General features: G+C 75.2%; 14 protein-coding genes. 12 read left to right on the top strand and 2 right to left on the bottom strand.

All coding sequences use genetic code 11. The features are described 5' to 3' along the window. The first annotated feature begins 49 nt into the window (after positions 1-49). The 8 genes from ABZW10_RS15875 (at position 50) to ABZW10_RS15840 (ending at position 8222) form a co-directional block, all read left to right on the top strand. Entirely contained in the window at positions 50-679 is a 630-nt protein-coding gene (locus ABZW10_RS15875; protein WP_355364929.1) for an NAD(P)H-binding protein, read from the top strand. Positions 680-806: 127 nt separating this feature from the next. Further along, complete coding sequence (locus ABZW10_RS15870) at positions 807-1445, top strand: NAD(P)H-binding protein (protein WP_355364926.1); 639 nt, start codon at positions 807-809, stop codon at positions 1443-1445. Positions 1446-1668: 223 nt separating this feature from the next. Then, positions 1669-2334, top strand: coding sequence for a DUF2269 domain-containing protein (locus ABZW10_RS15865; protein ID WP_355364923.1), 666 nt, complete (start codon positions 1669-1671; stop codon positions 2332-2334). Positions 2335-2347: 13 nt separating this feature from the next. Further along, positions 2348-3556 (top strand): histidine kinase, encoded by a 1209-nt coding sequence (locus ABZW10_RS15860; protein ID WP_355364920.1) that lies wholly within the window; start codon positions 2348-2350, stop codon positions 3554-3556. Continuing rightward, positions 3553-4218 carry a response regulator transcription factor gene (locus ABZW10_RS15855; protein WP_355364917.1) on the top strand — a complete coding sequence of 222 codons (666 nt, stop codon included), beginning with the start codon at positions 3553-3555 and terminating at the stop codon, positions 4216-4218. Before ABZW10_RS15860 ends, ABZW10_RS15855 begins: the two co-directional genes overlap by 4 nt. Positions 4219-4468: 250 nt before the next feature. Beyond that, a complete protein-coding gene (locus tag ABZW10_RS15850) occupies positions 4469-4858 on the top strand; it encodes an SHOCT domain-containing protein (protein WP_355364914.1) in 390 nt (129 codons plus the stop codon). A gap of 38 nt (positions 4859-4896) precedes the next feature. Continuing rightward, positions 4897-5649, top strand: coding sequence for an ABC transporter ATP-binding protein (locus ABZW10_RS15845; protein ID WP_355365251.1), 753 nt, complete (start codon positions 4897-4899; stop codon positions 5647-5649). Next, positions 5646-8222, top strand: coding sequence for an FtsX-like permease family protein (locus tag ABZW10_RS15840; RefSeq protein WP_355364911.1), 2577 nt, complete (start codon positions 5646-5648; stop codon positions 8220-8222). Before ABZW10_RS15845 ends, ABZW10_RS15840 begins: the two co-directional genes overlap by 4 nt. A 73-nt stretch (positions 8223-8295) precedes the next feature. Here the strand turns inward: ABZW10_RS15840 and ABZW10_RS15835 are convergent, their stop codons facing one another. After that, entirely contained in the window at positions 8296-8577 is a 282-nt protein-coding gene (locus tag ABZW10_RS15835; RefSeq protein WP_355364908.1) for an HPr family phosphocarrier protein, read from the bottom strand. Positions 8578-8816: 239 nt separating this feature from the next. Here ABZW10_RS15835 and ABZW10_RS15830 point away from each other — a divergent pair, with 239 nt between their 5' ends. The 4 genes from ABZW10_RS15830 to ABZW10_RS15815 all read left to right on the top strand — a co-directional run bounded on the left by ABZW10_RS15830 (position 8817) and on the right by ABZW10_RS15815 (position 14383). Next, positions 8817-11630 carry a GNAT family N-acetyltransferase gene (locus ABZW10_RS15830; RefSeq protein WP_355364905.1) on the top strand — a complete coding sequence of 938 codons (2814 nt, stop codon included), beginning with the start codon at positions 8817-8819 and terminating at the stop codon, positions 11628-11630. 93 nt (positions 11631-11723) lie between these two features. Beyond that, positions 11724-12323 (top strand): DUF5998 family protein, encoded by a 600-nt coding sequence (locus ABZW10_RS15825; protein ID WP_355364902.1) that lies wholly within the window; start codon positions 11724-11726, stop codon positions 12321-12323. Between the two features lie 185 nt (positions 12324-12508). Next, on the top strand, positions 12509-13693 hold the full coding sequence (locus tag ABZW10_RS15820; protein ID WP_355364899.1) for a nucleotide pyrophosphatase/phosphodiesterase family protein: 1185 nt from the start codon (positions 12509-12511) through the stop codon (positions 13691-13693). A 33-nt stretch (positions 13694-13726) separates the two neighbouring features. Next, entirely contained in the window at positions 13727-14383 is a 657-nt protein-coding gene (locus ABZW10_RS15815) for a thymidine kinase (protein ID WP_355364896.1), read from the top strand. A gap of 8 nt (positions 14384-14391) precedes the next feature. Here the strand turns inward: ABZW10_RS15815 and ABZW10_RS15810 are convergent, their stop codons facing one another. Then, on the bottom strand, positions 14392-15141 hold the full coding sequence (locus tag ABZW10_RS15810) for a VOC family protein (RefSeq protein ID WP_355364893.1): 750 nt from the start codon (positions 15139-15141) through the stop codon (positions 14392-14394). Positions 15142-15221 lie beyond the last annotated feature (80 nt).

Here is a 15221-nt window from a genome sequence, read left to right as displayed (position 1 = left end):
CACGGCCGGCGGCACGAAGTTGCCGCCGGCCCCGGCAAGGAGGAAAGTCATGGAGATCGTCGTGGTGGGAGCGGCCGGCCGCACCGGTCGGCTGCTGGTCGAGAAGGCCCTGGAGAACAAGCACGGCGTCACCGCCCTGCTGCGCGACCCGGCCAAGCTGCCGGTCGAGCACGAGCGGCTGACCAAGGTGCGCGGCGACGTGTTCGACGTCGACTCGCTGACCGGTCCGCTGGCGGGCAAGGACGCCGTGGTGGTGTCGCTGGGCGTGACCAGCCGCACCACGACGACGGTGTTCTCCGAGGGCGTGCGCAACGTCATCGCGGCCGCCCGGACGGGCGGGGTGCGCCGGCTGGTCACGATGTCCTCGGCGGGCCTGGAGACCAAGCACCTGCCGGCGATGCAGCGCTTCGTCGCCGAGTTCGTGGTGGACCGGGTCTACCGGAACATCCACCTGGACCTCGGCCGGATGGAGGACGAGGTCGAGTCCAGCCCGCTGGACTGGACGATCGTCCGGGTGCCGATGCTCACCGACGGGCCGGCCACGCCCAACTACCAGGCGGTGGTGGGCGGCCACCTCCCCAAGGCCTCGCGCGTCGCCCGGGCGAACGTCGCCGACTACATCGTCACCCATCTGGATGACCCGGCCACCTACGGCCGGCGCGTCGAGGTGGCCAACTGATGACCCCCGGTGGCGGCCGGCCCGCCCGCGGCACGTCCGCGGCGCGGGCCGGCCGCGCTCCGCACGGCCACCGCTGACCGAGCGACCGAGGAACCGAGGGTCCCAGGGATCAAGGGGGAAACGCACCGTGAACATCGTCGTCTTCGGCGCGACCGGCGGCACCGGCCGCCACTTCCTGGAGCTGGCCGCCGCGGCCGGGCACTCCACCGTCGCCTTCGCCCGCGACCCGCTGGCCCTGGCCGACGCCCGGCCGACCACCATCCGGCAGGGCGACGTCCTCGACCCGGAGGCGGTCGCCCGTGCCGTCGAGGGCGCGGACGCGGTGGTCTCCGCGCTCGGCATCGGCTACAGCCGGGCCGACACCACCGTCTACTCCGCCGGCACCGGCCACATCCTCAAGGCGATGCACGCCGCCGGGGTGGCCCGGGTGCTGTGCGTCTCCACCACCAGCATGAGCCCGGCGCCGTGGAGCGCCGCCCCGCTGCAACGGGCGCTCACCTCCTGGGTGCTGCACCCGATGCTCCGCCGGCCGTACGCGGACATGGCGCGGATGGAGCGGGTGCTGCTGGGCGACACCGACCTGGACTGGACGCTGGTCCGGGCCGCCCGGCTCACCGGCGGCCGGGCCCGCGGCCGCTACCGCACGGCCGCCGGGCGGCGACTGCCCGGGGCCTGGTCGATCTCCCGCGCCGATCTCGCGCACTACCTGCTCGGCGCGCTCGGCGACCCGGCCGCCCGGCGCGCGGTCGTCGAGATCGCGTACTGACCGCGCGTCCACCGACCGCCGACCACGGCCGCCCGGCCGTCCGTACTCAACGAGCGGTACGGGCGGCTACTCCCGCGGTGCGATGCCCGGCCCCCGCGGACCGGGCAGAGTGGGGAGTGATCCCGCGGATCACCCAAGCCGTGGGCCGGCGGCCGCACACCATCCACCCCGGTGGCCGCCGGCCCGTGGCCCGCGTCGCCCCTCGCCCTCCGGAGCACAGCCGATGCCCACACCTCCTGGTCCGCCCGCCGCCGACACCTCCGCGCCCCCGACCGGGGCCACCGCGGGGGAGCCGCCGGTGGCCCCCGACGCGCCCCCGGCCGACCGTGCCGGGCGCCTGCGGCTGCCCCGGCACGCCCGCCGGGTCTGGCTGGTCGTGCACGTCGCCTTCTCGGTCGGCTGGCTCGGCCTGACCGCGGGCGTGCTCGCCCTCGGCATCGCCGGCCGCTTCTCCGACGACCCCGACACCGTGCGTGCCGCCTACCTGGCCCAGCAGATCTTCGCCGACTGGCTGCTGATCCCGGTCAGCCTGGTCTCGCTGCTCTCCGGAGTGCTGCTGTCCCTCGGCACCACCTGGGGCCTGCTGCGGTACCGCTGGGTCGCCACCAAGTTCTGGCTCACCCTGGCCGCCACCCTGGCCTCGATCTTCGCGCTGCGCGCCTTCATCCACGACGCGGCCGGCCAGGTCGCCGCCGGCACCGTCCCGCCGGACGGCCGCGCCCCGCACGTCCTGGTCATCGCCCCCTCGGTGGCCCTGACCATCTACCTGGTCGCCACCGTGCTCTCCGTGGTGAAGCCCTGGGGGATGACCAAGCGCGGCCGGCGCCTCGCCGCCGAGGCCCGCGCCGCGCGCACCAAGCGTCCCGCCGCCGCGGCGCCGGGGCGGTGAACCTCCTCCGTACATGAGCACCGACCACTACCCCTACGGCGGACCGCCGTGGACCAGGCCGTCCTGGACGCGGGTCTCCGCGCTCCTGGCCGCCCTGGTCCAGGTGGTCGGCTCCACCGCCGCCGCCCGCCAGCAGCCGGACCGGGCCGCGCTGGACGCCGCCGGGTACGCGCTGCTGCTGCTCGGCCCGGCCCTGCTGCTGCTGCGCGAGCGCTACCCCGGCCCGGTGGTGGCCGCCGTCACCGCCGTCACCACCGGCTACCTGCTGGCCGGCTACCCGTACGGCCCGGTCTTCCTCAGCCTCGGCGTCGCCGTCTACGGCGCGCTCGCGCGAGGCCGCCGCCGGTGGGCCTGGATCTCGCTGGGCGCCGGCTACCTGGTCCACCTGTCCAGCTCCCACCTGCTGCCGCACGACTGGCAGCGCGCGCCCGGGCCCGGCCCCAGCTGGTGGCAGGAGGCCGGGGCCGCCGCCTGGCTGCTGCTGGTCCTGGCCGGCGCCGAGATCATGCGCAACCGCGGCGAACAGCTGGCCGCCCGCCGGCTGGCCCGGCGGCAGGCGGAGGAGAACCGGGCCGCCGAGGAACGGCTGCGGATGGCCCGCGAACTGCACGACATCCTGGCCCACTCGATCTCGGTGATCCACCTGCAAGCCGGGGTCGCCCTGGAGCTCATCGACGAGCACCCCGACCAGGTCCGCGCCGCGCTGACCGTCATCAAGGCGACCAGCAAGGAAGCGCTGGGCGAGGTCCGCCAGGTGCTCGGGACCCTGCGCGGTCCGGACGGCCAGGCCCCGCGCACCCCGGCCCCGGGGCTCGCCCGGCTGCCCGAACTGGTCACCCAGGCCGGCCACGCCGGGCTCACCGTCACCATCGAGACGGCCGGTACGGCCCGGCCGCTGTCCACCCAGGTGGAGCTGGCCGCCTTCCGGATCGTCCAGGAGGCGCTCACCAACGTCATCCGCCATTCGGCCGCGCGCACCGCCACCGTTCTGATGGACTGGTCCTCCCCGCGGGGGCTGCTGCTCCGGGTGGACGACCCGGGCCCGGCCGCCGGCGGTGAGGGCGGCGGCTCCGGCAACGGCCTGGTCGGCATGCGCGAGCGGGCCGCGGCCTTCGACGGCGAGCTGACCGCCGGACCGCACGGCGGCGGCTTCCGGGTGCGGGCCTGGCTGCCCGACCCGGCGGGGGAGGGCACGGCGAGCGAGAAGGGGCGGTCGGGATGATCGAGGTACTGCTGGCGGACGACCAGGTCCTGGTCCGGGCGGGCTTCCGGGCCCTGCTCGACGCCCAGCCCGACATCGAGGTGGTCGGCGAGGCCGACGACGGCGAGGCGGCCGTCCGGCTGGTGGAGGAACTGCGGCCGGACGTCGTGCTGATGGACATCCGGATGCCCGGCACCGACGGCCTGGAGGCCACCCGGCGGATCTGCAGCCGCCCCGAACTGGCCGCCGTCCGGGTGGTGGTGCTGACCACCTTCGAGCTGGACGAGTACATCTTCGAGGCGCTGCGGCTGGGCGCGGCCGGGTTCCTGGCCAAGGACACCGAGCCCGCCGACCTGCTGCGGGCGGTACGGGTCGCCGCCGTCGGCGACTCGCTGCTCTCCCCGGGCGTGACCCGCCGGCTGATCGACGAGTTCGCCAGCCGCTCCCGCGAGCCCGCCGCGAGCGAGCGGCTGCTGGCCTCGCTCACCGACCGCGAGCGCGAGGTGCTCACCCTGGTCGGCATGGGCCTGAGCAACGACGACATCGCCCGCCGCCTGGTGGTCAGCCCGCTCACCGCCAAGACCCACGTCAGCCGCGCCATGGTGAAGCTCGGCGTCCGCGACCGCGCCCAACTGGTCGTCCTCGCCTACGAGTCCGGCCTGGTCCGCCCCGGCTGGCTGTGAAGGACCGCTCGCCCGCGCGCTGACCGGGTCCGGGCCGGGGCGGGGGCTCGCCGGCCGGGTGCGGCCCGGGGCGGACCGGGAGCAGCACCGCCCCCGCCCCGTACTCCCCGCGTCGTACCCCCGGTGCCGCTCCCCGGAGGACGCGCCGGCCCCCCTCCCGGCGGGACGCTCGTGGTGGCCTCGGGAACGGTCCGGGGCCGGAGCGCGGCCCCCGTCCGAACCCGCGGGGCCCACCGAGGAGTTGACCGACATGCAGAGCACCGCACTGCTAGCCGACACGATCTGCCGGGACGGCTGGGGCCCGTGGAACGGGGGCGGCCCGGGCCCGTGGTTCCTGCTCTTCCCGCTGTTCTGGCTGCTCGTCCTGATCGCCCTGTTCACCGTGCTGCGCCGTCGCGGCTGGGGCCGGCGCGGGCCGTGGGGCCCGCCGTGGGCCGGCCAGTGGGGCGGCCCGTGGGGCGGTGGCCCGGGCTGGCGCGGCGGCTGGCCGGGCGGTCCGGAGGGCCCGCTGGCGAGCCTGGCCCGCCGGTACGCCGACGGTGAGATCAGCGAGGAGGAGTACCGCACCCGCCGGGACACCCTGATCGAGCACCTGCAGGACCCGGGTGACACCAAGCCGGGCCAGGGCGGTGCCAAGTGACCACCTTCCCGGTCCTCGACCTGGTCGACACCGACCGGATGGCCGCCCGGGTCACCGAGGCGGTCAAGGTCTACGGGATAGGCCGCACCGAGGTGCGCGCCCTCGACCACGTGACCGTCGGCTTCCCGGCCGGCCGGCTCACCGCGATCATGGGGCCGTCCGGCTCCGGCAAGTCCACCCTGCTGCACTGCGCGGCGGGGCTGGACCGGCTGACCGCCGGCACCGCGATGATCGGCGACACCGAGCTGGAGAACCTCAACGACCGCCGGCTGACCCTGCTGCGCCGGGAGCGGATCGGCTTCGTCTTCCAGTCCTTCAACCTGGTGCCGGTGCTCACCGCCCGGGAGAACATCACGCTGCCGGTCGACCTGGCTGGCGGCGAGGTGGACCAGGCGTGGGTGGAGACCCTGATCGACGCGGTCGGGCTGCGGGAGCGGCTCGACCACCGGCCGAGCGAGCTCTCCGGCGGCCAGCAGCAGCGGGTCGCGCTGGCCCGGGCGCTGGCCGGCCGCCCCGAGGTGGTCTTCGCGGACGAGCCGACCGGCAACCTGGACTCCCGCACCGGTGCCGAGGTGCTGGAGCTGATGCGCCGCGCGGTGGACGAGATGGGCCAGACGGTGGTCATGGTCACCCACGACCCGACCGCCGCCGGCTACGCGGACGAGGTGCTCTTCCTCGCCGACGGCCGGCTGGTGGACCGCATGGAGCGACCCACCCCGGCCGGGGTGCTGGACCGGATGAAGGCCTTCGACCACGCTCCCGCGGCCGCACGGGGAGGCGTCGGTTCATGAGCAGCAGCGCCACCGCCACCCTGCGGATCAGCCTGCGCTCGCTGTCCGCGCACAAGCGGCGGCTGGCCGGGACCTTCACCGCGATCCTGCTCGGGGTGGCCTTCCTGTCCGGCACGCTGGTGCTCGGCGACACCCTGCGCGGAAGTTTCGACACCCTCTTCACCGACGCCAACCGCGGCACCGACGCGGTGGTGCGCAGCGCCGACGTGATGGACACCGAGAACACCTTCGGCGGCGTACGGGCCCCGGTGGACCTGGCGCTGGCCGACCAGCTGCGCCAGGTGCCCGGGGTGGCGGCGGCCGAGCCGGCGATCCAGGGCTCCGGCCAGCTGATCGGCAAGAACGGCAAGGCCGTGGGCGGCCAGGGCCCGCCCACCCTGGCCGGCTACTGGCAGACGGACAGTGGGCTCAACCCGTACCGGCTGGCCGAGGGCCGGGCGCCGCAGCGGCCGGGGGAGGCGGTGATCAACCGGGGCGCGGCCAAGGCCGGGGAGCTGAAGCTGGGCGACACGACCATCCTGCGCGCCCCCGACCCGGTGACGGTCACCATCGTCGGCATCGCGACCTTCGGCGCCAAGGCCGACGGCATGGGCCAGAACACCTGGACCGGGCTGACCCTGGAGGACGCCGAGCGCTACCTGACCCCGAAGGGGCAGGGCCAGGCCACCTCGATCCAGTTCCGGGCCGAGAGCGGGGTCTCCCAGCAGCAGCTGGTGACGGCGCTGTCGGCGAAGCTGCCGTCCGGCCTGGAGGCGGTGACCGGGACGAAGATCAGCGAAGAGGCCACCAAGCAGGTGTCCAGCCGCTTCCTGACCATGTTCACCACCCTGCTGCTGGTGTTCGCGGGCATCGCCCTGCTGGTGGCGACCTTCACCATCCACAACACCTTCGCCATCGTGGTGGCCCAGCGGACCAGGGAGAACGCGCTGCTCCGCGCGCTGGGCGCGGCGCGCGGCCAGGTGCTGGCGGCGACCCTGGCGGAGGCCGTGGTGGTCGGCGTGGCCGCCTCGGTGGCGGGCCTGCTCGGCGGGATCGGCGTGGCGGCGGGGCTGAAGTCGCTGTTCAAGGTGATCGGCTTCAACCTGCCGACCGGCGGCCTGGTGATCAGCGCGCTCTCGGTGGCGCTGCCGCTGCTGGTGGGCACGGTCACGGCGGTCGCCTCGGCCGTCGCGCCGGCCGTGCGGGCCGGCCGGACGGCGCCGCTGGCCGCGATGCGGGCGGTGGCGGTGGACGGTGCGGCGGCCGGCCGGGCCGGCCGGATCCGCTGGATCGTCGGCGCGCTGCTGGTGGCGGCCGGGGTGGCCGGTACGGTCGTCGGCGCGACCAACGGCCCGTCGGTCGGGCTGACCGCGGGCGGTGCGGTGACCACGCTGCTCGGCGTGGTGGTGCTCGGCCCGGTGTTCGCGACCTACGTGGTGCGGCTGCTGGGCGCCCCGCTGCCGAGGCTGCGCGGTATGCCGGGCGTGCTGGCGGAGCGCAACGCGGCCCGCAACCCGAAGCGGACGGCGGCGACGGCCAGCGCGCTGATGGTCGGGGTCACCGTGGTCTCGCTGTTCACCGTCTTCGGTGCGTCGATCAAGGCGACCATGGACGACACGGTGAGCAAGACCTTCGCCGGGGACCTCGCGGTCTCCACCGGCGGTTTCCGCGGCGGCGGGCTGAGCCCCAAGCTGGCGGACGCGGTCGGCGCGCTGCCGGAGGTGAGCCAGAGCGTGGGCCTGGGCCGCGGCGTGGCCCGGGTGGACGGCCACGGCCGGACCCTGGACGTCACCGATCCGACCCGGCTGGGCGGCATCGTCGACCTCGGCCGGGTGGACGGCTCGCTGCAGCTGGGCACCGACGGCCTGGCGGTGTCCCGCAGCGAGGCCGAGAAGCAGGGCTGGCAGGTGGGCAGTTCGGTGCTGGTGCGGTTCAGCGACGGCGTCGAGTCGGCGTTCACCGTGAAGGCGCTCTACCAGGGCGCCGGCGAGCTGACCGGTGACTACCTGGTCACCCGGGAGGCCTGGGCCCCGCACCGCGGCCAGGACACCGATTCGCTGGTGGCGGTCGCGCTGAAGGACGGGGTGTCGCTGTCGGCCGGCAAGGCGGCGGTGAAGAAGGCGGTGGAGCCGTTCGGCGCCCCGGACGTGCAGACCAGGTCGGAGTACGCGAAGAGCGCCGCCTCGGTGGTCGACATCATGCTGTCGGTGGTCTACGCGCTGCTGGCGCTCGCGGTGCTGATCGCGCTGCTGGGCATCGCCAACACGCTGACCCTGGCGGTGCACGAGCGGACCAGGGAGCTGGGCCTGCTGCGCGCGGTCGGCCAGACCCGCGGCCAGCTGCGGGCGATGGTGCGCTGGGAGTCGGTGCTGGTGGCGATGTTCGGCACCATCGGCGGCCTGGGCCTGGGGGCGTTCCTCGGCTGGGCGCTGGTGCGGGCGGCCGACACCGAGGGGACGGGCAGCTTCGCCGTCCCGCCGCTGCAGCTCACCGTGGTGCTGGTGGCCGGACTGGTGGCGGGTGCGGTGGCCGGGCTGCGGCCGGCCCGCCGGGCGGCCCGGCTGGACATCCTGCGGGCCATCGCGGCCGGCTGATCCGCCGCGGACACACCGGAGCCCGGGCCCCCCGACCAACGGGGCCCGGGCTCCGGACGTGTGCGGTGTGCTCTCAGGCGGCGGCGGGCAGCTCGTCGAGGCCCTCCGAGACCAGCTTGGCCAGGCGGTCCAGGGCCTGGTCCGCGCCCTCGGCGTCGGAGGCCAGCACGACCTCGTCGCCGCCCTGCGCGCCGAGCGCGAGCAGGCCGAGCATGGAGCCGGCGTTGACCGGGTTGCCGCCCGGCTTGGTGATGGTGATCGGCACGCCGGTGGCCGCGACGGCCTTGACGAAGACGGAGGCGGGACGGGCGTGCAGGCCCTCGGCCCAACCGATGGTGACGCGGCGCTCAGCCATGAGACGTGCCTTTCGGTAAAGCTGGTCACGGCCGTGATGGGGGAAACGGACGTGTTGTCTAGACCAGTGTTGCACGCAGCCCCCGCCCGCGAACCGCTGCGTTCGGGAGTTGTGATTGTTTCTTTCAGGGCCATAAACGGCGCATAATCCCCGTTCAGCGGCCCTGTCCACGCTGCGTCCACCCTGCCGGGAACGCACGCCCGGCGCCATTCGGCTCGCCGCCGGATAACCTGACGGTCGTGGACGACTCTGCGGTAGCGCGATCCGAGCCGGAGTACCCCCAGCACTGGGAGGCCGACATCCTGCTGCGTGACGGCGGCACGGCCCGGATCCGGCCGATCACCCCCGCCGACGCCGGCCGGCTGGTCGAGTTCTACGAACAGGTCTCCGACCAGTCCAAGTACTTCCGCTTCTTCGCGCCCTACCCGCGGCTCTCCGACAAGGACGTCCGCCGCTTCACCCACCACGACTTCGTCGACCGGGTCGGCCTCGCCGTCGTCGTCCGCGACCGCTTCATCGCCACCGTCCGCTACGACCGGATCGACCACGACGGGCGCCCCTCCGAGACCGGCACCGACGCCGAGGTCGCCTTCCTGGTCCAGGACGCCCACCAGGGCCGCGGCGTCGCCTCCGCGCTGCTGGAGCACATCGCCGCCGTCGCCCAGGAGCGCGGCATCCGCCGCTTCCAGGCCGAGGTGCTGCCGGAGAACCGCAAGATGGTGAAGGTCTTCACCGACGCCGGGTACGTCCAGCGCCGCAGCTTCGCCGACGGCGTCGTCCACCTGGAGTTCGACCTCGAACCCACCGCCGCCTCGCTCGCCGTCATGCGGGCCCGCGAGCACCGGGCCGAGGCCCGCTCCGTCCAGCGGCTGCTCACCCCGCGCTCGGTGGCGGTGATCGGCGCCTCCCGCCGCCCGCAGACCGTCGGCCGGGCCCTGCTGCGCGACCTGCTCACCGGCTTCGCCGGCGACGAGCGCCCGGTGCACGCGGTCAACCGCAACGCCCCGCCCGGCACCGAGCTGGACGGCGTCCCGGTGCACCGCTCGATCCTGGACGTCCCCGGCCCGGTCGACCTCGCGGTGATCGCCGTCCCCGCCTCCGCCGTCCCCGAGGCGGTCGCCGAGTGCGGCGCGCACGGCGTCCAGGGCCTGGTGGTGGTCTCCGCCGGCTACGCCGAGACCGGCCCCGAGGGCCGCGACCGCCAGCGCGCCCTGGTCCGCCAGGCCCGCGCGGCCGGCATGAGGGTGATCGGCCCCAACGCCTTCGGCCTGATCTCCACCGACCCCGAGCGGCCGCTCAACGCCTCCCTCGCCCCGGTGCTGCCCGCCCGCGGCGGCTTCGGCGTCTTCTGCCAGTCCGGCGCGATCGGCGTCGCCCTGCTGGAGGCCGCCCACCGGCGCGGCCTCGGCATCTCCTCCTTCGCCTCGGTCGGCAACCGCGCCGACGTCTCCGGCAACGACTTCCTCCAGTACTGGGCCGAGGACCCGGCCACCGACGTCGTCCTGCTCTACCTGGAGTCCTTCGGCAACCCCCGCAAGTTCACCCGGATCGCCCGCCGGCTCGCCCAGGCCAAGCCGGTCGTCGTGGTCAAGGGCGCCCGCCACACCGGCAGCCTGCCGCCCGGCCACGCCGTCCCGGCCACCGCCACCGGCCTCAAGGACGCCACCGTCGACGCCCTCTTCCAGCAGGCCGGCGTCACCCGGGTGGAGACCATCACCGAGCTGTACGACACCGGCGAACTGCTCGCCCTCCAGCCGCTGCCGCCCGGCGACCGGGTCGCCGTGATCGGCAACTCCGACTCCCTCGGCCTGCTCACCCACGACGCCTGCCTCTCCGCCGGCCTGCGCCCGCGCACCCCCGTCGACCTCACCACCGCCGCCACCGGCGAGAACTTCCGGATCGCCCTGGACACCGCGCTCGGCGACCCCGGGGTGGACGCGGTGATCGCCGTCGCCATCCCGCCGATCGGCACCTCCGCCCACGCGTTCATGGGCGGCCGGCTCACCGCCCCCGACGACCCCGAGCTCGGCTCCGACGACCCGGAGATCGCCGCCGCCCTGCTGGACGCCGGCGAGCGCGCCCGCGCCGCCGGCAAGCCGCTGCTCCTCGCCCACCTGGCGCTCACCGACCTGCCCGGCCGGCTGCGCCCCGGCGGCATACCCGCCTACCCGGCGCCCGAGCGGGCCGTGCGCGCCCTCGCCCACGCCGTCCACTACGCCGACTGGCGCCACCGGATGGCCGCCGCCGAGGAGACCGCCCGGGTCCCCGAACTCGACCGGATCGACGAGGCCGGCGCCCGCGCCCTGGTGGAGGCCGCGCTCTCCACCCGCGCCGCGGTGGCGGCCCGCACCCAGCCCGGCGGCGCCCGGATCACCCTGCCCGACGCCGACGCCGCCGCCCTGCTCGCCCGCTACGGCGTCGACGTCTCGCCGACCCTGCCCGCCCCCGACGAGGAGAGCGCGGTGCGCGCCGCCGCCACCCTCGGCTACCCCGTCGCGCTCAAGGCCACCGCCCCGCACCTGCGCCACCGCCCCGACCTCGGCAGCGTCCGGCTCGACCTGACCGGCGAGCCCGGCCTGCGTCGCGCCCACCAGGAGCTGGACGCCCTGCTCGGCGGCGCCGCCCAGGCCGAACTGGTGGTCCAGCGGCTCGCCCCGCGCGGGGTGGACACGGTGATCGGCGCCACCGTCGACCCGGCGGTCGGCGCGATCCTCTCCTTCGGCCTGGCCGGCGCCCCCGCCGAACTGCTCGGCGACGTCGCCCACCGGCTGGTTCCGGCCACCGACCAGGACGTCGCCTCGCTGGTCCGCGAGGTCCGGGCGGCGCCGCTGCTGTTCGGCTGGCGCGGCGCCGAGGCGGTCGACACCGACGCCCTGGAGGAGGTCCTGCTGCGGGTGTCCCGGCTGGTCGACGACCTCCCGGAGGTCGCCTCGGTGGATCTCGAACCGGTGGTCGTCGCCCCGCACGGACTGGCGATCCTGGGGGCGCGCGTACGGATCGCACCCCTGCCGGTCCGCAGCGATCTGGGCCCGCGCGCCATGAGCACGCTGTAACCTTCCTTGGTTGCGTCCGGACCGCGGGCGCCGTTGTCCGAAGCTCGGCGCCGCGCCGCCCGCTTCGTCGGCGGACCATGCCAGGATGGAGTTATGGCGAAGACCGGTACCACCACCACGCAGGACCTGCGTTCCGCGATCGAGCGCAGCGGCTACTACCCGGCCCTGGTGTCCGAGGCGGTGGAGTCCGCGGTGGGTCCCGAGCCGATCACCTCCTACCTGGTGCACCAGGAGACCACCTTCGACGCCAACGAGGTCCGCCGGCACGTCACCGTGCTGGTGCTGACCCCGACCCGCTTCGTGGTGAGCCACACCGACGAGCAGACCGGTGACGCCGGCAGCCCCGCCGTGCCGCTGGCCACCACCTCCACCGAGAGCGTCCGGCTGGACCGGATCAACTCCGTGGTGGTGAGCCGGATGGTCGCCAATCCGGAGACCTACACCCCGGGCACGCTGCCCCGCGAGGTGGTGCTGACCATCGGCTGGGGCGCCGTCCAGCGCCTCGACCTCGAACCGGCCGGCTGCTCCGACCCCAACTGCGAGGCGGACCACGGCTACACCGGCTCGGCCACCGCCGACGACCTGTCGCTGCGGGTCAGCGAGGCCGGCGACGGCCCCGAGACGGTCGCCCAGGCCCTGGTCTTCGCCCGGGCCCTGTCCGAGGCGACCATCACCAACGGCCCCCGGGTCTGATCCGCGCCGTCGTCCAGCCCCGCAGTACCGTGCCGCGGTCCGGTACCGCCGCCACGCCCCGCCGCCACGCCCCGCCGCCACGCCCCGCCGCCACGCCCCGCCGCCACGCACCGACCCGCGCCGTCCGGACGCCGCCCCCGCCCGCCCGGACCGTACCGGCCAGCCAGGAAGCCACCTCCGCCACCATGCCCTTCGCCCCCGACGGCCACGACGCCTTCGAGCTCCTCGACCCCGCCACCGCCCCCGCGCCCCCCTACGGCACCGGCTCGCTCTGCGACCTGCTGCCCTCGGTGGCGGCCGGCCTCGGCGTACCCGGCTTCGAGGCGGCGCTGCCGCTGGCGCCCGCCGACCGCGCGGTGGTCTTCCTCGTCGACGGCCTCGGCTGGGAACTGCTGCTGCGCCACCCCGAGTACGCGCCGTTCCTCTCCTCGCTGACGGCCGGCTCGCTCGGCGGCACCGGCCGGCCGCTGACCGCGGGCTTCCCGTCCACCACCGCCACCTCGCTGGCCTCGGTCGGCACCGGCACCCCGCCCGGCCTGCACGGCCTGGCCGGCTACACGGTGGCGGTGCCCGGCGCCGGCCACCTGATGAATCAGCTCCGCTGGCAGCCGCACACCGACCCGGGCAGCTGGCAGCCGTACCCGACCGTCTTCGAGCGCGTCGACGCCGCCGGGGTGGCCACCGCCCAGGTCTCCTCCCCGCTGTTCGCCCAGACCCCGCTCACCCGGGTGGCGCTCTCCGGCGGCACCTTCCTCGGCCGCACCACCGGCGAGGAGCGGATGGACCGTGCCGCCGCCTGGCTGGCCGAGCACGACCGCGCACTCGTCTACACCTACGTCAGCGAACTGGACGGCGCGGGCCACCGCTTCGGCGTGGACTCCGACGAGTGGCGGATGACCCTGGACGCGGTCGACCGGCTGGCCCGCCGGCTGGCCGAACAACTGCCCCCGCGCTCGGTGATGTACGTCACCGCCGACCACGGCATGATCGACATCGCTCCCGAGGACCGGATCGACTTCGACGAGGACTGGGAGCTCGGCGCCGGCGTCGCCCTGCTCGGCGGCGAGGGCCGGGCCCGCCACGTCTACGCCGTCCCCGGCGCCGCCGCCGACGTGCACACGGTCTGGAGCGAGGTGCTCGGCGACCGGATGTGGGTGGCCACCCGCGACCAGGCGATCGAGGCCGGCTGGTTCGGCCCCGCCGTGGACGACCGGGTCTACCACCGGATCGGCGACGTGGTCGCCGCCGCCCGCGACGACATCGCGATCACCGCCTCCCGCAACGAGCCCGGCGAGTCCGCGATGATCGGCCTGCACGGTTCGATGACCCCGGTCGAGCAGTTCGTGCCGCTGCTCGAATTCCGCCGCTGAACTCCCTTGATGTGAAAGGCCCTTGCACCACCCATGGCTGAACTGGTGTTCTTCTCCGGCACGATGGACTGCGGCAAGTCGACGCTCGCGCTCCAGATGGACCACAACCACGCCGCCCGCGGTCGGCAGGGGATCATCCTCACCCGCGACGACCGTGCCGGCGCGGCCACCATCTCCAGCCGCCTCGGCCTGCGCGCCGACGCGGTCGAGGTGGGCGACGACTTCGACTTCCACGCCCATGTGGTGCACCGGCTCTCGGCCGGCGGCCGGGTCGACTACCTGATCTGCGACGAGGCCCAGTTCTTCACCCCCGGCCAGATCGACCAGCTCGCCCGGGTCGTCGACGAACTCGACATCGACGTCTACACCTTCGGCATCACCACCGACTTCCGCACCCGGCTCTTCCCGGGCTCGCAGCGGCTGATCGAGCTCGCCGACCGGGTCGAGGTGCTCCAGGTGGAGGCGCTCTGCTGGTGCGGCGCCCGGGCCACCCACAACGCCCGTACCGTCGGCGGGGTGATGGTGGTCGAGGGTGCCCAGGTGGTGATCGGCGACATCTCGGTGCGCCAGGACGAGATCGGCTACGAGGTGCTCTGCCGTCGCCACCACCGCCGCCGGCTCACCGCCGCCACCGCCCGCGCCGCCGTGCTCTCCCCGGACGTCCTCCCCTTCGAGGAGCAGCAGGCCTGAGGCCGGCGCTAGCTCGTCTCCAGCACCGAGAAGTGCCCGCCGCGCGGGTCGGCCAGCCGGGCCGCGCGGCCACGCGGCGTCGGCTGCGGCTCCACCAGCACCCGGCCGCCCAGCTCCACCGCCCGGCGCGCCGTCAGCTCCACGTCGGCGACCGCGAAGTGGCTGCGCCAGCGCGGCGGGTGGCCGCGCAGCTCGGCGTCCCGCCGGATCCCGGCCACCGGCCGGCCGCCGACCATCAGCGCCGAGCCGCCATCGGCCTCCGCCACCGGCACCCCGAGCACCGCGCGGTAGAAGACCGCCGCGCCGTCCGGGTCCGGGGTGAGCAGCTCGACCCAGGCCGGTCCGCCCGGCTCGCGGCCGGCTTCCCGGCCGAGGTGCTCCTCGCCCTGCCAGAGTCCGAAGACCGCCCCCGAGACGTCCGCCGCGATGGCCAGCCGTCCGGCCCGTTCCGCCTCCAGCGGCCCGACCGCGACGGTCCCGCCGCACTCCCGCACCAGCTGGGCCGAGCGGTCCGCGCTGTCCACCGCGAAGTAGGTGGTCCACTGCACCGGGAAGCCCGTCACCGAGGACACCCCGAGCCCGGCCACCGGCTCCTCGCCGAGCCGGGCCCGCACGTACGTGCCGAGCTGCGCCGGTCCCGGGGTGAACGTCCAGCCGAGCAGTTCGCCGTAGAACGCCCGGGCTCCGGGCAGATCGTCGGTCATCAGGCTGACCCAGCACGGAGTGCCCTGGGCCAGCCGGAGTGTCAGCGCGGACATGACAGGTCTCCTCGGGGGGCGGACGGCGCACGAAACGGCGCAGTGAGGGTGATGCTTCCACCGTGGCGCGCGTCGAACCC

Origin of the sequence: Kitasatospora sp. NPDC004723 (assembly GCF_040609255.1) — a bacterium.
Lineage (GTDB): Bacteria > Actinomycetota > Actinomycetes > Streptomycetales > Streptomycetaceae > Kitasatospora.
The sequence above is the reverse complement of the archived record's forward strand: the minus strand, read 5'-3'. Positions and strand labels throughout refer to the sequence as shown.